Below are 19,657 nucleotides of genomic sequence, written 5' to 3'. Positions count from 1 at the left end.
TTAATAATTTGAGTTTTGTACTAATGCACCATTTGAACGGTCGATTTCTATTTGAGGAATTGGGAATGGCCAACTTTTATCACTTGCATCCCTGCCTTTATCTGCAAATCCATATTTTGTAAAAAATGCTTTCATCGTGGTAGGATATGATCCCCAACGGATTAAATCATACAACCTGAATCCTTCCAGAGCCAATTCATTTCTGCGCTCTTTCTTAATAGCTTCTAATACGTTATCTGTAGCTTTGACTGCATATGTGGTGTTGAATTCTGCTTCTGAAATTGGCTTCAATCCCTGTCCAAATAAACGATATACAGCTGGTTCATCAACTTTTGATGTAGTGACAAAAGCTCGTTTTCTAACCTGGTTGATATAAGGCAATGCTTCAGCAGTACTACCTCCTGATTTAATAATTGATTCCGCATAAACTAACAACACCTCAGCATATCTTATCCAATACGGTTGCCAATTACTTCGCTGCAAATCATTGTTCTGACGATATTGTTGAGGGACAAATGCCTTGCGACTCTGTTGTAGATCAAAATCATTAAAATAACCTCGGTAATTATGCACCTCTTGACCCCCTGTACTGGTCTTGAAGATATCATTGTGACTAATTATAGTGAACATTTTACGTGGATCTGCAGGATCAAACGAAGCCGCAAGATCTTTGGTAGGTGTATTACCGCCCCAGCCACCAACGTTATTGCGACCAACATTCATAATGGCAAAGGCATCACCACCTAATCCAAATGCAGGGTCATATTTTCGCATAACACCTAGGATATTTTCCTTAGAAAAGGGACCTATCTGATAATCTCCTCTGAAGAGATCTTGAAAATCAGGCAATAAACTTAAGCCACCGCTTTTAACTACTTCTCCAGCCGCGTTTTTTGCTAAAGTATATTCCGCTTTAGCATCGCCAGTGAGTATATTTTGTTCCATTAAACCAGCAAAGAATAATGCAGATCTAGCTTTAAGTGCCAATGCAGCGTCTTTGCTTACTCTTCCTGCTTCTGCACTCGTTAATGCTGAACTCCTAGGCAAATTGCTTTCTGCAATTGCTTCATCAAGGTCTTTGTAAACTTGTGTTCTTAGTTCTGATAATGGTGCTTTTTCTTTCCTTGTGGAAGGATCTTCAATCTGAATAACTAACGGAACTTCCTTAAATACAGTTATCAAGTCAAAATAATACCATGCTCTCAAGAATTTTACCTCTGCAATAAAGCGTTTTACTGTTTCTGCAGATACCGGTTTACCATCCTGGATAAGATTTGCTCCCTGTTTTTCAAATCCATCCAAAGCAATATTACAATTCCCTATACCCTTGAATCGGTTGGCCCATGTTTCAAACAATAAAGCATTGGATGCTAATGGTCTTCCTCTTCCGACTTCTGTTGTCTGAGGTCTATCACCAGGATCAGAACCGCCCGCTCCGGCATTATCAACCACCTCATCTCCAATGGCTACTTTATTTACCGTATAGCCCCATGAATCTGTCATCGGTTGGTAACAACTTGTTAACAGTTTCATGCCGGCACCATCTGTCTTAAAATATTCACTTTGATTTAGGATACCATATGGATCCCTGGTTAAATAATCTTTTTTACAGCCCATCGGAATTAATAAAGCCGACAGAACTAAAATTTTAATATATTTTCTTTTCATGACTTAAAAGCTAAAATTAACACCAAACATATATGATTTAGCAATTGGATAATATCCTTGATCAACTCCCATATTCAGCGGTGAACCACTTCCAATTTCTGGATCTAATCCACTGTAATTTGTGAAAGTAAATAGGTTATAAGCGCCTGCCCATATTCTTAACCTATCAATTCGAGCTTTGTTAAAAAGGGTAGAAGGTAGGGTATAACCTAATTGGATGCTCTTTATTCTTAGATAAGAACCATCCTCGACTAACCAATCTGAAATCTGTAAGTTGTTTTGATTTGCAGCACTGATCTTAAATTGGGTGTTACTTGGATTTGTTGGAGACCAAGCCTCATTCATCAATTCCTTTGGTGCATTATACCAGCCCACGCCAGATTTCATGTCAATCTTCGCTATGTTCATGATATCATTTCCAATCGTACCCTGACCCAATACCTGTAGATCAAATCCTTTGTAATCAGCACCTAATCTGAAACCATAAGTTAAATCAGGAAATGGATCACCAATATCTGTACGGTCCAAATTGTTGATGATACCATCATTGTTAAAATCTACAAACCTCAAGTCACCTGGTCTCGCACCTTCTTGAACATAACTGTCAACCTCTTCTTGACTTTGAAATATTCCATCAGTCTTGAACCCATAATAATATCCAATTGGTTTTCCTTCTTCCGTCATGGTCGTAGTATAAGAAATCCAACCACCACCTGTAATCGGCTCACCGCCACCTAGGCTCAATACTTTATTCTTGACAGTTGAAGCATTTGCTGCGATCGAATAACCAAATTCTCCAACTTTATCCTTATATGATAAGTCAAATTCAAGACCTGAGTTTTGAACCCCTCCAGCATTTGACCAAGGACTGTTTGGAAATCCGAGATAGGCTGGCAAAGGAACATTCAACAACATGCCGTCCGTAGTCTTTTTGTAATAATCAAAATTGAAATGTAATTTATTTTGAAGAAAAGCTAATTCAAGACCAATATCCAATTGCTCTGTCTGTTCCCATTGAATCAGCGGATTTCCAATGTAGTTACTTCCCCCAATTAGTTGTGGATTCCTTGGTCCAAAGAGATAATATCCCATATTTCCGGAATAGGTGGTTAAATATGCCCCAGAACCAATATTTTGATTCCCGATCATACCCCAGCTTAATCTTAATTTACCAGCATCTAACCAATGTGCTGTCTCCATGAAGTCTTCTTCTGAAAAATTCCAACCCGCAGATACGGAAGGAAAGGTACCCCACTTTTTGCCATCCCCAAAGTTTGATGATCCATCGTAACGAAGATTGGCAGTTACCATGTATCGGTTTTTATAAGAATAGAATGCTCTTCCAAAATAAGAATTCAAAGCATTTTCCCACTTTGAGCCAGATGCTTGTGGATTTATTGATCCTGCGTTGATTATCCATTGACTAGGATCGTTGGAAACAAGGCCCTGTTTAGAAGCACCTGATGATTCTCCTTTCCATTGTTCAGCTGAAGTACCAACCATCAACGACATTTTGTGATCCTCTATTTCTTTTTCAAAAGTTAATGTGTTTTCAAATACATAATAGTTGTTTAAAGAATTAGAAGCACCAACAGTGGCATCATTGTTAAATTGATTTCCATTTAAATAGTATTTAGGATAGAAATAATTTGAAACACCTCGTCCCATGTCAATCCCTAAACTACTTCTGTACTTTAACCATGGCATGATTTTGATATCTACAGCTCCGCCAGCCTTAATTGCAATGCCTTTCCAGCGGTTATTTTTGTAAATATCTGTTTGGGCAACAGGATTTTCTTTGTTAGTCATTAGTATTGGACCATACATTGACCATGGATTGTTCGGGTCTATTCTATCCAAGAAAAAACCATCTTTTAAAAATTCCGGGATATCTTTTAAGTCATTTCTATAAACTTGTGAAATAGGATCAGCTACAAATGATATAAAAGCAGTGTTAAAACCAGGACTTCCCTCCAAAACATTACCTCGAGCTTCATTTATTAATCCAAAATTCCCTGATAAGGATATCCATTCACGTAGATTATGGTTGAAATTTGTCCTCCATGACATCCGGTCATAATCAGAGCCGCTAATAATACCTTCTTGGTCCATATAGTTGAAACTTGTTCTATAGGCCAGGTCTTTGATACCACCAGAAATTGCTATATCATAATTTTGGACTAAAGCATCTTTATTATTTATTTCTTTCCACCATTTGGTACCCTCTTCTGATCCAGTATTTGATTTCAGGAATTTTAAAACATCAGCTTTATCTTGATCAGAGAAATATGGATTTAATCCAGCGTTTATATTTGCAAGATTCTTGTATTCCATAAATTCTTTGGCATTCATCATATCATAGGTTTTTATTGGATTCTGAAAACCTAAATAACTGTCAAATGATATTAGATTACTAAGCTCGTTACTTCTTTGGGCTCCTTTAGCTGTTGTAACCATAATGACGCCGTTTGCTGCCCTTGAACCATATATAGCAGTAGCTGAAGCGTCTTTCAAGACCTCCATGCTCACAATATCATTTGGATTTAACCAGCCAATGTCGCTTTGAGGTAATCCATCAACGACATATAATGGATTATTATCATTGACAGTTCCGATTCCACGGATCCTCACAGCAGGTGGTGTACCAGGACTTCCACCAGTCGAGGTAACTTGAACCCCAGAAGTCTGCCCTTGTAAACCTTCCGTAGCATTTCTAATAGGCATATTTTTTAATGCCTCCCCATCAACCTTTGATACTGCACCAGTTAAATCTCTTTTTAACTGTGTACCATATCCAACTACCACAACCTCTTCCAAATCATTCTTGCCTTCCATTAAGCTTACATTAACCGTATTTTGACCATTTAAAGGAACTTCCAATACTTGAAATCCTAATAATGAAAAACTAAGTGTTGTTGCTTCAGTAGGAACATTAAGTTGGAATTCACCATTTTCATTTGTTGAGGTCGCAGCGCTACTTCCAACGACTTTTACGGTTACCCCTCGTAAAGGATTACCTTGGTCGTCAGTAACCTTACCTGATATTTGTTGTTGGCTTAATTCATTTGAGGAACTATTTCCACTATTTTCAAGCGAAGAATTACTAGAATTCTTTTTCTTTATAACTATTGTTTTGCCTTTCATTGACCAGCTTGCAGGTTTTCCTTTTAATAAGGAACTCATGGTTGTTTTTAAGTCTGCATTATTTAATGCTGCACTGACCTTAAGATTTGCAAGCTCTCGTCCATTTAAAAAATAGGAATGTCCTGTTTGGTTTTGGATGGTCCTCATAACATCAATTAATGGGACATCCTTTACGTGGATGGAAATAGTTTGACCAAATGTCGTTGCAAATAGTCGAAAACTAAATACAAGCATGATGGCGATAACAAACAAACTTCTCTTCTTAATCCACTTTGTTTTTCTGTATGGCTTTAGAAAGCCAAATCCTTCATTTAGGTAGTTCATAATGATTTTTTTAGCGATTAGAATTGGGTTATTTTTTATTGTTTTTTGATAAGATTTTTAGGGTAATACAATCAGGTAATTTTTATTATTTCTTGCTTCAAATTCAAATTTTACATCAGCCTCCTCCAAAATTTTTAATAGATCTTTCAGAGGTTGGTCTCTGCTGAACTCACCATAGAAATAGGTGTCGGGAACATCGCCTCGGTATTGGATCTCTAAATCATACCACTTGCTAAGTTGGGTCATCGCAGTTTTGAGTGGTGTTTCATTAAAATAAAACATATTGTCTTTCCATGCTACTTCCGGACCTATATCAACCTGAGACTTACGGAGCCCTGAGTTTGAAAGATAACTTTGTTCATTAGGATTTAGCGAAATAGTAGTTTTTGGAGTATAAACATTCACTTTCCCTTCAACTAAAGTCGTTTTAATATGCTCACCAGGAAAAGCGTAGACATTGAATTGTGTCCCAGTAACCTCTATCAGTTGGCCCTTGGATTTAACCTTAAATGGAATTTTGAGATCATTATTGTAAAGGGTGTGAACATCAAAAAAAGCTTCACCGTTTAATGCCAATTCTCGGTCATGACTGAATTTGATAGGAATAATCAATTCGCTTTCTGAATTAACCCAAATTAAAGATCCTTCCGAAAGTTTTATTTTATAATGTCCTGCCCTTGGTACTTTTACAGAAATGGTAGAATTTTCAGGGAATTTGTTTCTGAGATCAGAAATTATCTCTCCATTACCGTACTTTATGAATTGTTGATTATCAATTTCTATTAAATCATTTTGCTCACTCAACGCAATTTCTTCTCCCGATGGTAATGTTAATGTGGCTTGATGTTTCCCGGGATGAATATTTTGTAATGCAATTTGATTTTGTTCAATGAATTTTAATTCATTATTTCTAATTATGAAATAGGTGAGAAAGAAACCAATTGAAATAACAGCCGCTGCAGTGCCAATAATCTTAAAAATTCTCTTATAGTTAATTGATCTTGGTTGTTTTAATTTATCTATTTTATCAAATGTTGTATTTGATAATCTTTCAATCCACCCATCTTTATCTTCGTGTTCTAGCTTTATCCATATTAGTGCTTCCTCAAACAATTGGTCATTTTGATTCAATTCTTCGATAAACGCTTTCCTTTTTGGATTTTCATCAATCCAATTCTGGAGTTCGAGTTTTTCACTCTCAGAAATAGATCCGTCAAACAACTTTTTTATAAGTTGCGCAATGTATTCAGGTTGTTCTATCATGAATTTAAGTTTCTATAAGTGAATACGGAAAACTCTCAAACATCTTAGCTAGTTTTTAAAAAATAATTTTTATATTTTGTTAATCAATTGATTATAAGATTTCTGGAAGTCTGTTTTACCTAAAAAAATTATATGATAAAAGATTTAACTCTATACATGATATTCATTTTATCAATCTTGGCAATGAAACGGTCTTTTGCGCAAGAGACGCCAAAACTTATAATTCGTTCGGATGATATTGGATCATTTAGTGCAGCAAATCATGCAATAATAGAAACCTATAAAAATGGAATTACAACTTCAGTGGAGTTGATGATCAATTGTCCATGGGCTCCAGAAGCAATTAAGTTATTAGAAGAGTTCCCGGACCTTGATGTAGGAGTTCATTTGATGATTACTAGCGAATGGGAAAATGTTAAATGGCGCCCTTTAACAGAAGTACCCAGTTTGGTCGATGACAATGGTTATTTCTACTCATTTATTTATCCCAATCAAAACGTACCGAATGCTGCAATATTGGAGCATAATTGGAAATTAGAAGATATTGAAAAAGAATTTAGGGCACAAATTGAGATGGCAAAAAAACTAGTTCCTAGGATTTCACATATTTCAACCCATATGGGATGTGGAAACATGCACCAAGATGTCAAAAATATGCTCGCCAAATTATCAATCGAATACGATTTACCTCAAGATTATGATTATGGACTGAAAATGTTTCCTAACATACAATTAAATAAGCAAAAAGACTTTGATGCGAAAGTATTAGCATTCTTAGATGGTCTGGATAGTCTAAAATCAGGAGAAGTATATATTTTTGTTGAACATCCTGCACAGGATGTAAGTGAAATGGAACATGTTGGACACGAGGGATACAGAAATGTAAGGCAGGATAGAAGCGAGGTAACTAAATTGCTTACCCACCCAAAAATCAAAGAAAGAATTCTAAATCTCGGAATTGAACTTATTGATTTTAAATCAATTGATTATAAATCAATTAAAGAAAAATCATAAAAAATTAAAATTGCAAACAAAGCAATTGCGGACAGCCATATCCAACAGACATAGCGAATCAAAACTAATTCTCTACTTAAATAAAAATTGGTTAATATAACCATGGTTGAAAAGAATAATATGAAAGTAAAGAAAAATACCAGTAACATGAATTTTATAGTTTGTTAAATTTTATAAATGTTCCTTCCATCCTAATTTATTTTTTTTCATTTTCTCTCTTACTTTTACAAAGATATTTATAAAATTCTTTTTAAGAAAATAAATTGCGTCAAATAAATAATATTTTTTAAATTGATGGTTTTTATTTTCATTAATATAAAAAATATTAAATTGACATGTAAATTTTATATTAATAAATTATTATATATTTGCACTTGTAGAATCATTTATTAATGGGGTATGAAATTTCTAAAAACTGTCAAAATCTCAATGATTGACATAGTTGTTCTGTCTGCAATCTTGCTAAATATTTTCAACTATTTCCTTTTTGAAAAAACTCTTGTTCCCTTACAAATTATTGCATTTTTATTTGCAATAGGAATTTTTGGATATATCCTTTTTAAGGACAGTACATTCTTCAAAGGAGTTGGCAAGCTTGAATCGCTTTTCTATAACATTATTATTTCCGGCTCATATTTAACTTTTGTCTTTTTGAGTGTGAATTACTTTTTAGGATCTTCCAATACTACGGTTTCATCCTATAAAGTAAAATGTAAAGTGAACAAAATTTGGCATCCGGAAAATAATTTAGATGCCCCAACTGTAGTTAAAGCAGAATTTGATAACGGATTTAATAAAAGAATTGGTCTATCAAAAGAATTTAAAATTAATAAAATACACCCAGACTCTTTAGATATACATTTATCAGCAGGATATTTTGGCTTCCCGATAATTAAAAAGGTTGAATTTAGGAGATTGTCAAAAAAATTTAATTTAGTTACTAAATAAAAAAACTCCTAAGGCGGGGAGCCTAAGGAGTTTTAACTAACCAATTATTAACCTAAATTATGAAATTTGATAAAGTACATTCAATGTCTATGCCGAATTAAATTTAAACCTCGTGTTTAACAAAATTTTAACATTTTATTGTTGAGTTACAACAAAAAATAAAATAAACCCACCTAAATTTATTATTTCTAAAATTTATATGTCAGGCTAAAATGACTACAAAATATACCATGTAATAAATAAACTGACAGAATTACTATTAATCTCTAGACGTTATTATTTCCCCCCTTGATAAATTCAATTCTTGTATTTTTAAAGAAAAAGGAGCATATTTTTCGACCGGTTGTTCTAATTCGGAAGCTTTGCCTGGTTCATTAAAATTAATACGGAATCCCAATTGGTCCATAGTGGTATAATTAACACCGTCAGCATATTTGATGTCAGAGTGATTGTAGACCATTATCTTTTTATTTACTGACCTGCTATCCATCCACTCGTCTAATTTTTTTGAGGTAAGCCAACCTTTCACATCCGCAGAATAATTTTGCCCTATAGGGAATTTCAAGTAGTTGACCAAATAGCAATAATGTTGAAAATCTATTTCATAGGGAAAAATCAATAATGTTGATGTAGGATTTAAACGGATTAATTTTACTATCACATTGTACTGTTTAACATTGTATTTTTCGCAAAATTCAATGCATACTTCTCTGATTTCATTGTAATTTGGACCTTCAACTAAAATGCTCTTATCGTTAAATATCAATGGAAAATCAGTTTCTGAAAACTCAGGTCTTGATGGAGAAGGTTTTTCCTTGTACCATGCAAAAATAAGCACAATAATAACTGCTGCGATAATAATAATGCTTACGATCGTACTCATAGGAAGTAAAATTAATAAATGGTTAGATGCGGCTCCCCTTAATTAATAGCCTTAGTCTAAATTAGAAATAAAATGTTGATTACAAAATATTAACTAATCTTTTATACTTGATTGTCTTGAGTATTATTCTAAAATAATATTGATTAAATCATATTTGGCTTGCCAGATATCTTGCTGGGCTTTTATATAATCACTATTGGCCAAATTGAACTCATTTAGCAATATCCTGCCATTTTGGTACATGGCTAATTTTTCATCTTTATTTTGTTCTGATAAAACTAAAATCCTCTTTAGCCTTTCAATCTTCTCTTTGGCTGATTTTATCTTATTAGATTTTTGTTGACTATCAATTTTGTCCTGTAACGATTGATCATCAAGTTGTGTATTGAATATTTCCTCATTAAGCTTGGCTTTTTTCAAGGAGGGTATACTGCTAAAATAAGCTGAAATGGGGATTTTCAAACCAAGGCTTGCATAACTGTAACCATACCAATTGCTTTTATCAATGATGTTGAACTCATTACTGAAAAATTGGCTGCCAAAATATGCATTGAATGAAATGGTAGGTAATAACTGTCTTTTTAAACCAGATAATTGTACTTGAGATAAAGTTTGATCCAATTTGATTAATTGTTGTTCATAATCATTATTATCTATGTCCTCTAATTCTGATACGATATCTTCAATATTGCTCGTGATTACTGCAATAGTATCTAACGAATAATATCTGTTTAATTCTAAATTAGCATTTTCCAACACCTCCCAAGTTTCATGTATCCTAATTCTTTTTCTCTCTAATTCTTGTTGGGAAAGAATATAGTCCTCGGATTTACCTCTTCCTGCTTCAAATCGTTCTTTATTGACAGCATTTATTTCTGCATAAAGCGTACTATCCAAAAGAGATGCCTTGTATTGTTCTGTCGCTAGAACAATTGAAGAATATGCTAGGGTGGCGTTAGTTTTCCAATTCTCTCTTTCAATTGACTCTTCGACTATCGATTTTTCTAATGCGATCCTGTCTTCTTCAATATTGTTTTTCCTAGTAGGATTGAATAAATCCCATTCTAATTGGACTCCAGCCTTAGAATTCCATTTCGTAGAGAATTTTAAAGGTAATATTGCTCCCTCGGGAGCATTAGGATCAAAAGCAATCGCAGGTACGGGCGTTGTGGGTATAATCAAGTTTCTTTGCAGATTGATGTCACCATAAATAACCGGTAATCTTTCAGAATTTCGAACCTTTAATTGCTCCTTTTGTAAATCAACATTTAATTTCTTCCCTTGTATATTTGCTGCTTGATCAATCTGAGCCCACAATTCCTTTATACTTAACGATTGCCCGTTAGCATAATTAATGCTAATGAAAAGAACAGATATAATTCGGAATATATGTTTCATTTTTAAAAAACTGATGCGGGTTCTAATTTTGATATTTTTCTAACTGCAAATAATGATCCGCCGATTGAAATAAGCATGGTAACAAACAATAAAAATAAAGCGAACGGCAAAGAAACATTTATATTAAGCCCGCTTTTTTCAACTCCAAACTTAAAACCATAAATCAATAACATAGCAAGAACATAACCGATGGTAGCATACAAAAATGCTTGTGCGATGATTAACCTATTTACAAATTTGTTCTTGGCACCAATTGCTTTCAAAGTTCCATAATCTTTAATTCGATCAAGAGCTGAAGAGTAAAGTGTTAAACCTATGATAAAGAATCCAGAGATCATCGCAAAGACGACCAATGTGCCAAAACTCATACCCATGTTTGAAGAGATTAAAATCTCCTTAACTGTGGATGATTTTAGTTTATTAGCATCCCATGCCCGAAGGTTTGGAAAATTATTGTTTATCATATTGATAACTGTTTCCTTATCTCCCTGAGCATTTAATTTCCCAATAATTAGGCTGACTTTGTTTGTTGGAAAATTTCCGAAAAACCTAGCGTTTTCAAGATTACTATACATAAAACTTGCACCGAAAGCTTGCGCGTTTTTCGTTATAACACTCACTTTAGCACTTTTCCCGTTGATTTCAATAGGTTTATTTAAATATAAATCTGTTTCCCAACTTCGGGCGTTAAAATACTCAGCACTGACAGAATAAGGCTGCATTAAGTCTTTTATACTGCCACTATCAATTCTAGATTGAATAGGGCCCATTAAAAATTCTGGAGCAGGAGTGCCTACTAGAGTTATGGCCGCAGTTTTTCCGTCCAAAAATGTTGCCTGAGCAGGTGCTAATATCACAGGTATGGTCCTTGAAATACCAGGAAGGCTCGCAATTTCCTGAACAGAACGCTGATCAATCATATTAATAGAATTCACATTCTTGCTTTGAGACTCAATGATCCAAATTTCATCTTTTTCAATGGGAGCATTGTTAACCAAGTTCCCCATTAAGCCCATCAGAAAAAATAATAAACTCAGCTGCTGTCCAATTAGAAAAACACTAATTACGATAGCTGTGATAATACCAAAGCTTTTCGCACGATCAAATTTTATGAATTTCCAGGCTAATCCAAGCATTTTAGTTTATTAATATTCTACATTCCACTTTAGAATTGATCAAGAGGTTAGTGCTACTATCCGGTTCTATTTTTATTCTACGAACCCTTCTGTCTTCCGCCTCATTCGCAGATTCAAATAAAATAGATTTATTTACTAAAGTTGGACTGACATATATTATCTTTCCTTTGCCAATTATATTCGTTTTTCCAACAGACGTGATTTCAACTAACTGACCAATTCTCACACTGTCGGCAAATAATTCATCAACTTCAGCATCAACAACACTTTTAGTGTTATCAATCATATTCCCTAAATCATCAGTGCCATTAACAAATTGTCCAACCTCCACGTTCAAGTCAGTAATTATGCCATTCTCAGGAGCGATAACAGTGTAGTCATTCAATTCTTTTTTGCTTTTCTCTACCAATAAGGCTTGTTCCTTCTCTGATAATCTATTAGCATTCAATTGGTCCCTAAGACTTGCAATTTTTTGAATTTGTTGTTTATAATTTGACAAATCTGATTCAACGGTTTCTTTGGTTTCAGCATTTCTGTCAAATAGTTTTTGAGATGTCTCATATTTAGACTTTAATTCAGCCAATAGAATTTCCTCTTTTTCTAATTCTTTTTGATTTGCCTGGCGAGAAGCTTGTAGATTTTCCAGTTGAGCCTGTGCTTGAGATACATCAATACCTGCAGTATTTTCTTTCAATCTAAAAAGAACTTGTCCATTTTTAACTTCATCGCCTTCTTTTACCAGTATTTCGTCAATGATTCCATTGATAGGACTGCTTATTTTGATCCAACCATCAGCAGGAACTACCTTTCCAATGGCTATGATATTATTTATAGCAGGCAAAGAGTCAACTTTTTTGTCAGCCGAATCATTTTTGCTCCCATTATTGCAACTGGAAACACAAATTGAAATAATAATCCAACTGGCTAACTTAAAACTATTTATAATCTTCCTCATTCTGAATGCTATTTGATACTTTGCCTTCTTCAACATATATAATTTTATCTGCAAACTTCCTTAATCTTAGATCGTGTGTCACTATGATTACTGCCTTTCCTTCTCTTGCAAGATCTTTGAGTTCTTCCATAATGATTGCAGCACTTTTTGCATCTAAAGATGCAGTAGGCTCGTCACATAAAATCATAGTCGGATTTGTAACCAATGCTCGTGCAATAGAAACACGTTGTTTTTGACCTCCACTTAGTTTTTTTGGAAGGTTGTGAATGCGATCAGACAGATTTACTGCTTCTAATGCCTTCAAAGCCTTCTCCTTGGCCTCCTTTTTTGAAACAGATTGAAGAAGTAAAGGTTGCATCACGTTTTCTAATGCTGTTAATGGTTCTAATAAATTGAATTGTTGAAAGACAAATCCAATATCATGAAGTCTTAAATCTGCTAATTTGTTTTCCGAAAGTTTTGTTACCTCTTTGTCCTTATAAAATACTTTACCATGGCTAGGATAGATAACACATCCAACAATGGAAAGGAGAGTAGTCTTTCCAGATCCAGAAGGACCCATGATTAATGTTAGCTTATTTGATTCAAAACCTATTGTGGTTTCTGCTAAGGCAGTGATGCTGGTATCGCCGGTCTTATATATTTTATCTACACTCTCTAATCGGACAATTTCTTCAGACATGTTTTTCTAGCTTAGTCTCTAAAGTTAACCAAGAAAATTACCAAAGACAAGCCGTGAAAACTATTTTTTTAACATATTATGCCAACTAAACATCGAAAAAGAACTATATTGAACTAGAATATAATATCAACTGGCCTTTTTACAAATTCATCAATCAACCTAGTGAATAAATGTTCTTCATTATCAAGATGATGAGTTAAAACAATAAATTATGAAAACCTATCCTGCGCAAAGACTTGAATCATTAGATATTTTGAGAGGTTTAGATTTGTTTTTATTAGTCTTTCTTCAACCAATATTAATGGCAATCGGAAATATTTGGGATAATTCCTCTTATCACGCTCTTCTATATCAATTTGAACACGAATCATGGGAAGGTTTTCGTTTGTGGGATCTAATTATGCCTTTATTCCTGTTTATGACAGGAATTACAATACCTTTTTCATTAGACAAGAAAATTGGAAACGATTCGCCGGAAGTTTATAGACATATCGTCAGAAGATTTTTGATTTTATGGATATTAGGAATGGTGGTACAAGGGAATTTGTTAGCATTTGATTGGAAGATTCTAAGACTCTATTCAAATACGCTTCAAGCTATAGCTACAGGCTATTTAATTACTTCAATAGCATATTTATATCTCAATTTTAAAAAGCTTATAGGATTAGGCCTGACTTTATTGATTATATATTCTATCCCCATGTCAACTTGGGGTGGCTACGACCCTAATCATAATTTTGCACTTTATATAGACAAGATGTTCTTGCAAAATTTTATGGATGGAGTGAAATGGCAAGGTGATGAATGGATTTTTTCTGAAAGTTACCAATATACTTGGATTTGGTCATCACTTACATTTATAGTTACGGTATTGATGGGCTGCCTGACTGGTAAGTTAATAAAAGATGGAAAAGACAAAGATCCTAATGGAACTACTATTAAACTTGTTGTAGCAGGGGTAGTTTGCATTATTGTGAGTTTGATTTGGCAATATCAACAACCTATAATCAAGAAGATTTGGACAGGTAGTATGACTCTGTTTTCTGGTGGAATCTGTATCTTACTGATGGCAATTTTTTACTATATAATTGATGTCAGAAATTTCGCCAAACCTTTTAGATGGCTGAAAATTTATGGAATGAATTCTATAGTTGCATATGTATTGGCTTCTATAATCGATTTTCGAAGTCTTGTCCATTCACTTACCTATGGAATTGAAGCCTACTTTCCCAATTATTCAGATTTGATTCTTACAATAGGTAATTATTCAATTGTTCTCCTTATCCTTATTATTCTATATAATAGAAGAATCTTTATAAAGATTTAAATTCCTTCTGCTAAAAATTTGGCTTATATAGATCTAAGAAGGATGCAGAAGATAAGTTTAGAAAGTCTACCAACATGTGGGATAGAATAACCCATCTTAAAGTATCTGTTCGTTTATACGTAATGGACCAAACTAGACCCATAATAAATGTTGAAGCCATTACTTCGTAACCTCTAAATAATTCGGAATTTATCCCAAAAACAGCATGATTTACCGAAAAAAGTATACTGCTATATAATACCGAGATTGTAGGATTCCAAAATTTGGTTTGATCAAGCAATACCCCGCGCCAATAATATTCTTCTAAAAACGGATTTATCATGAATAGGATAAACCATGGGATAAAAACCGTGAGGTCTGCAAGCAAATGATAATGCTTCAAAAATATAGGTAAGGGTATAAGCCCAATGATAATACAAAGTGTGGCCCAAAACGCTTTACTCTTTCCAATGCTGCTTTTTAACCATTTCTTGTGCTCATGATCTTTTTTCTGAAAATGAATAAACAGCAAAAACATCAACCATTCAACTAATATTATTGGAATAAATGCCCACTTGCCAATTATACTCCCAAATAAAATTGCAACCAAAATGTTGACTACAATAATAATAAATGGTGAATAAATTATTAGTCTCTTATTAATAGTACTGTTTCTGTCAACTACAATTTTAAAATTTGGATACATTATTAATTATATGAAATTCTTGTTAATAATAGGTTGTTAAAATTATAGTTATTCCATTAATAATAGCATATAAAATTTAAATGGTAACTTATTCATAACATTAGAAAGCTAAAATTTTTGTATTCAACATTATAAATCTTAATGATTAAATTTAGCTTATAATAATATAAGATGCTTAACCGTTCAAGCGAAAATAAAGCTGTTCCTACGCTAGATATCCATGAATTCCGTACAAAACAAATCGCCGGAAAAGAAGAATTGATATTCAATGAAATCATAGGAGAGAACATTATTCATAAACCCCATAAACATGATTTTTTTATCATTATCCTATTTGATAAGGGATCGGGGGTACATAATATTGATTCTGTGGACTATACAATAGGTGATAATGAAGTTCATGTTCTATTCCCTGGGCAAATCCATAAATGGCACATTAATAAGGAAACTAAAGCATATCAATTGATGATTGAAAGCACTTTCTTAGAACAATTTGCACCTGCTTTTCGATTCTCTTTTACAAACTACCAAAACCATCCTGTGATTTCTTTAGATCATAATAATTACACGCAATTACTGTATGAATTTAATGCAATACGGACTGAGCTGCTAGATGAAAATCCAGTCGATCAGTTAATTTCTGCTAGATCAGGTGTTATTGCTGCCATCGTGAGTAAAGTTGTTGAAAACCAAAGTGAAGAATTTAAAGTCTATCAAGCTAATCCAAAACTGGTGAAATTCAATTGGCTAATTGATAAATATTACAAGAAAGAAAAGTCAATTGCATTTTATGCAGATCAACTAAATATAACTGCTAATTATCTCAATATATTATCTCAAAGGAATTTGAAAATTTCTGCAAATAAGCTTATCCAACAAAGAATTACCGTTGAAGCCAAGCGGTTATTATATACTTCACAAAATACTATTAAAGAAATTGCTTTTGAATTCGGATTTTATGATCATGCCCATTTCTCTAATTTCTTTAAATCCCAAACTGGTTTCACTCCAACCCAATTCAGAAGAAAGTTATAAAATCTACAAGTTTTGGCAGAAAATAACCAAGATTAACACAACTAGTCTGTATAATTTTGTGTTATAGATTAATAATACTGTCGAACTATTAATAAAGGAATTAAATGAATATATCTAGAAAGGATTTTCTCAAGAATTCAGTATTAGGATTTGCGGGGATAGCACTATCACCTCAAGCTTTGATGGCTGATACAAACTTGAAAGAACAAATGGATAATACTGATAAATTAAACTTCAATAAAATGGTAATCAATAATGTAAGATTGGAAACTGGTTTTGACTACAGCAATGATGAAATTATCGGAACAAAGACTGATTTGTTTACTATTGAAATAGAAGAGGGTAAAATAAAAAGCATTGGTCCCAACTCTAATGTTCCCAATGCAATTGATGGCAAAGGATTACTGATGTTGCCTTCTTTTAAAGACATGCATATTCATTTAGATAAAACTTATTATGGCGATAAGTGGCAAGCAGTAAGAAGAAGAACAGGTGGGGTAAAAGGCATGATTAAATTGGAACAGGAAATCATGCCCGAATTGTTGAAAACCTCTACGCATAAAGCTGAAAAACTGATTGAATTACTGCAGTCTAAAGGAACCAACTTTGCTAGAAGTCATGTCAATATTGAACCCACCTCTAAACTAGATTCCTTAAAAAACCTCCAAGTAGCCCTTGAAAATAAGAAATCAGGTTTTGGAGCAGAATTGGTAGCATTTCCTCAACATGGTGTTTTCTACACAGATACAGTGCCTTATTTAAAAGAAGCAGCTAAAATGGACATCGACTTTATTGGTGGACTTGATCCATCCAGTATTGATGGTGCAATTGAAAAAACAATAGACTTTACCGTACAGTTGGCTTTGGATAATAATAAGGGAATTGATATTCACTTACATGAATCGGGTGAGTCTGGAATAAAAACGATAGAATATATAATTGACAAAGTAAATGAAAATTCCACATTGAAAGGGAAGACATTTATCAGCCATTGTTTTGCATTAGGAAATATTGATAAGAATAAACAAGAAGAATTAGCTGAAAAACTATCAAATTCTAAAGTGGGAATTGTATCAACGGTTCCATTTGGGAATTTGGTAATGCCGATCCCAATCTTAATGAAAAAAGGGGTGGAAGTGTTAGTTGGTAATGATAGTATAATTGATCATTGGAATACCTTTGGTTCTGGGAGTGTGCTTCAAAAAGCCAATTTAGCCGCCCAATTATATGGCTTTTCTTCCGAAAAAGGATTAGCAAGTATGCTTAAATTAGCAACTGCTGGAATAACGCCACTCGACGAAAACGGAAATCAACAATGGCCAAAAGTGGGAGATGAGGCTAATTTAGTTTTAGTGGATGCTTCTTGTTCTGCTGAAGCTGTTTCGAGAATATCCCCAGTTGAATCATTAATTTTTAAAGGAAATCTAGTTTATTAATTATGAAAGAATTAATCTTAGTATTTGCATTATTCGCTAGTACCACAGCATGTCATTCAACCACCGTTGAACAAAATGAAATGGAAAACCCTAATCAAGAAAGTATGATATCATTAGTTGAAAATAAGAAATTAAATGATGTAAAAGCTAAGCTGACATCAGGAGAAAATGTAAATACCACGGATGTAAATGGTAGGAATTTACTTCTTATAGCGACTATTAACAAGGATTTGGAAATGGCCAAGTTGTTGGTTCAGTTCAAAGCAAATGTTAACCAACAAGCTGATAACCTTGATAGCCCATTCCTTTACGCGGGGGCAACTGGTCAGACAGAAATGTTAAAGCTATTCTTAGAAAACGGTGCTAGATTTGATGTGTTCAATCGTTACAATGGATCAGCATTAATACCGGCTTGTGAGCGTGGCCATGTTGAAACAGTTAGATTATTAGCTAATACCAAAGGTTATCCAATTGATCATGTCAATAGATTAGGTTGGACAGCATTAATGGAAGCCATAGTTCTTGGAGACGGCAGTAAAAGATATCAAGAAATTGTACAGATTTTGAAAGATGCAGGCTCTAAAATGGATATACCCGATAAAGATGGCGTAACACCACTTCAACATGCCAAAAATAGAGGCTTCGATGAAATAGTAAAGATCATTCAAGAATAATGAATCTCTATTTCAATGAATCATCAATGTTTATCCTGTGACGTAGAGAGCAGTCTTATTTTAATAGTTTCATTCTCTACTTGATTATTTTCAGGCAAATCTATGGAAGTACTCGTTTCATAAATTAAATTATGAATTACCCCATTGTTATAATTAATAGATTGAGTTTTACTTTTACTGATATCTAATTTGATCAATTTTAAAGCTTCATCAAATTCTTTTTCATCTGAAAAACTGGTGAAATTTTCTTTAACTAATTCATTCATTATTGTTTTCATGCTTTCTTGTTCTACCGCTGTTTCTTCCTTAAGAATGCATAACCCATTTTCTTCGTCAATATTTAGCAAAGAGATTTTCGTGTTAAACTTCTGTAAATTCTTAGAAAAAGGAGTGGTACCCTCATTTTCATATACTAAAGGCTCAGAAATGGGTAAACTGATATCATATAAAGAATGGAAAGTTGGAATTTCTTTGAATACAAAATACTCCAATGATTCCTTTGAAGTAATAGTCGAAAAGAACTTTTCCATACTCTGTAAAATATCATCAGACTGTCCAGATTTTTCCGCTATAAGCTTCGTTAGCTTTATCATGTAATTTTTCACCTGACCCGAAAGAACTTCCCAATTCTCAATACCAATAAAATTTCCCAATATATCAGCCTTATATATTATTTCTAAATCTAATAATTCCTTGATCTCTGCCCTTATTTCAGAAGGAATTTCATTACTTAAATACTGATAATCAATTTTCCATTTTAATAAATATTCTTCATTTAATGTATCAAGAACTATTAAATCAACTGTATAAACACTAGAATCAATCTTAGGGGAATTATTATTAGAGGTTTTACTTTTGACCCTGGTTACCTCATAGACAAAATGATCATCTGTCTCCCAATAAGGGTAGAATATAATTTCTTCATTCTCCTCCGTTGAATTTATTTCCTGCGAAAAAACTTGATTGGAGTATGAATTACCTACTATAAATAGGGTGAGGAAAATGAGAGTCTTAACGATTTTCATGAATAATTTATTAATTGGTTTGTTGCTCTAAGTTAGTATATTATTGAAGATTTTATCTAC

Annotated in this window: 16 protein-coding genes; 6 read left to right on the top strand and 10 right to left on the bottom strand. The window is 33.4% G+C overall.

The genetic code is table 11. The features are described 5' to 3' along the window. The 3 genes from CRT24_RS04775 to CRT24_RS04765 are packed head-to-tail and all read right to left on the bottom strand — an operon-like array spanning window position 1 to window position 6,399. Complete coding sequence (locus CRT24_RS04775) at window positions 1–1,668, bottom strand: RagB/SusD family nutrient uptake outer membrane protein (protein ID WP_099370110.1); 1,668 nt, start codon at window positions 1,666–1,668, stop codon at window positions 1–3. Between the two features lie 3 nt (window positions 1,669–1,671). Then, window positions 1,672–5,136, bottom strand: coding sequence for a TonB-dependent receptor (locus CRT24_RS04770; protein WP_099370109.1), 3,465 nt, complete (start codon window positions 5,134–5,136; stop codon window positions 1,672–1,674). 57 nt (window positions 5,137–5,193) lie between these two features. Continuing rightward, the gene (locus tag CRT24_RS04765; protein ID WP_099370108.1) at window positions 5,194–6,399 is read right to left on the bottom strand and encodes a FecR family protein; all 1,206 of its coding nucleotides are present in this window, start codon (window positions 6,397–6,399) and stop codon (window positions 5,194–5,196) included. A gap of 156 nt (window positions 6,400–6,555) precedes the next feature. Here CRT24_RS04765 and CRT24_RS04760 point away from each other — a divergent pair, with 156 nt between their 5' ends. Beyond that, the gene (locus CRT24_RS04760) at window positions 6,556–7,413 is read left to right on the top strand and encodes a ChbG/HpnK family deacetylase (protein ID WP_180269067.1); all 858 of its coding nucleotides are present in this window, start codon (window positions 6,556–6,558) and stop codon (window positions 7,411–7,413) included. A gap of 399 nt (window positions 7,414–7,812) precedes the next feature. Continuing rightward, entirely contained in the window at window positions 7,813–8,361 is a 549-nt protein-coding gene (locus CRT24_RS04755; protein ID WP_099370106.1) for a hypothetical protein, read from the top strand. A gap of 259 nt (window positions 8,362–8,620) precedes the next feature. Here the strand turns inward: CRT24_RS04755 and CRT24_RS04750 are convergent, their stop codons facing one another. The 5 genes from CRT24_RS04750 to CRT24_RS04730 form a co-directional block, all read right to left on the bottom strand. Continuing rightward, entirely contained in the window at window positions 8,621–9,244 is a 624-nt protein-coding gene (locus CRT24_RS04750) for a hypothetical protein (protein WP_099370105.1), read from the bottom strand. Between the two features lie 123 nt (window positions 9,245–9,367). Then, window positions 9,368–10,642, bottom strand: a complete 1,275-nt coding sequence (locus tag CRT24_RS04745; protein WP_099370104.1) for a TolC family protein — start codon at window positions 10,640–10,642, stop codon at window positions 9,368–9,370. Between the two features lie 2 nt (window positions 10,643–10,644). Then, on the bottom strand, window positions 10,645–11,778 hold the full coding sequence (locus CRT24_RS04740) for an ABC transporter permease (protein WP_099370103.1): 1,134 nt from the start codon (window positions 11,776–11,778) through the stop codon (window positions 10,645–10,647). Window position 11,779: 1 nt separating this feature from the next. Then, the gene (locus CRT24_RS04735; RefSeq protein ID WP_180269066.1) at window positions 11,780–12,733 is read right to left on the bottom strand and encodes an HlyD family secretion protein; all 954 of its coding nucleotides are present in this window, start codon (window positions 12,731–12,733) and stop codon (window positions 11,780–11,782) included. Then, window positions 12,714–13,415 carry an ABC transporter ATP-binding protein gene (locus CRT24_RS04730; RefSeq protein WP_099370101.1) on the bottom strand — a complete coding sequence of 234 codons (702 nt, stop codon included), beginning with the start codon at window positions 13,413–13,415 and terminating at the stop codon, window positions 12,714–12,716. Before CRT24_RS04730 ends, CRT24_RS04735 begins: the two co-directional genes overlap by 20 nt. Before the next feature lie 211 nt (window positions 13,416–13,626). Here CRT24_RS04730 and CRT24_RS04725 point away from each other — a divergent pair, with 211 nt between their 5' ends. Beyond that, window positions 13,627–14,742 carry an acyltransferase family protein gene (locus CRT24_RS04725; RefSeq protein ID WP_099370100.1) on the top strand — a complete coding sequence of 372 codons (1,116 nt, stop codon included), beginning with the start codon at window positions 13,627–13,629 and terminating at the stop codon, window positions 14,740–14,742. A gap of 10 nt (window positions 14,743–14,752) precedes the next feature. Here the strand turns inward: CRT24_RS04725 and CRT24_RS04720 are convergent, their stop codons facing one another. Further along, entirely contained in the window at window positions 14,753–15,427 is a 675-nt protein-coding gene (locus CRT24_RS04720) for a CPBP family intramembrane glutamic endopeptidase (protein WP_099370099.1), read from the bottom strand. A gap of 171 nt (window positions 15,428–15,598) precedes the next feature. Between CRT24_RS04720 and CRT24_RS04715 the strand changes: the two genes are divergently transcribed. The 3 genes from CRT24_RS04715 to CRT24_RS04705 all read left to right on the top strand — a co-directional run bounded on the left by CRT24_RS04715 (window position 15,599) and on the right by CRT24_RS04705 (window position 18,572). Then, window positions 15,599–16,462, top strand: coding sequence for an AraC family transcriptional regulator (locus CRT24_RS04715; RefSeq protein ID WP_099370098.1), 864 nt, complete (start codon window positions 15,599–15,601; stop codon window positions 16,460–16,462). 104 nt (window positions 16,463–16,566) lie between these two features. Next, window positions 16,567–17,898 carry an amidohydrolase gene (locus CRT24_RS04710; RefSeq protein ID WP_099370097.1) on the top strand — a complete coding sequence of 444 codons (1,332 nt, stop codon included), beginning with the start codon at window positions 16,567–16,569 and terminating at the stop codon, window positions 17,896–17,898. Between the two features lie 2 nt (window positions 17,899–17,900). Further along, the gene (locus tag CRT24_RS04705) at window positions 17,901–18,572 is read left to right on the top strand and encodes an ankyrin repeat domain-containing protein (protein ID WP_099370096.1); all 672 of its coding nucleotides are present in this window, start codon (window positions 17,901–17,903) and stop codon (window positions 18,570–18,572) included. Window positions 18,573–18,595: 23 nt separating this feature from the next. On the opposite strand, the gene CRT24_RS04700 is transcribed toward CRT24_RS04705, so the two are convergent. Then, window positions 18,596–19,597 (bottom strand): hypothetical protein, encoded by a 1,002-nt coding sequence (locus tag CRT24_RS04700; protein ID WP_099370095.1) that lies wholly within the window; start codon window positions 19,595–19,597, stop codon window positions 18,596–18,598. Window positions 19,598–19,657: the final 60 nt, after the last annotated feature.

The sequence above is a fragment of the Sphingobacterium sp. 1.A.5 genome (genome assembly GCF_002734235.1).
In the GTDB taxonomy this organism is placed as follows: Bacteria; Bacteroidota; Bacteroidia; order Sphingobacteriales; family Sphingobacteriaceae; genus Sphingobacterium; species Sphingobacterium daejeonense.
Note: the sequence above shows the minus strand (reverse complement) of the source record. Positions and strands in the feature narration are given on the sequence as shown.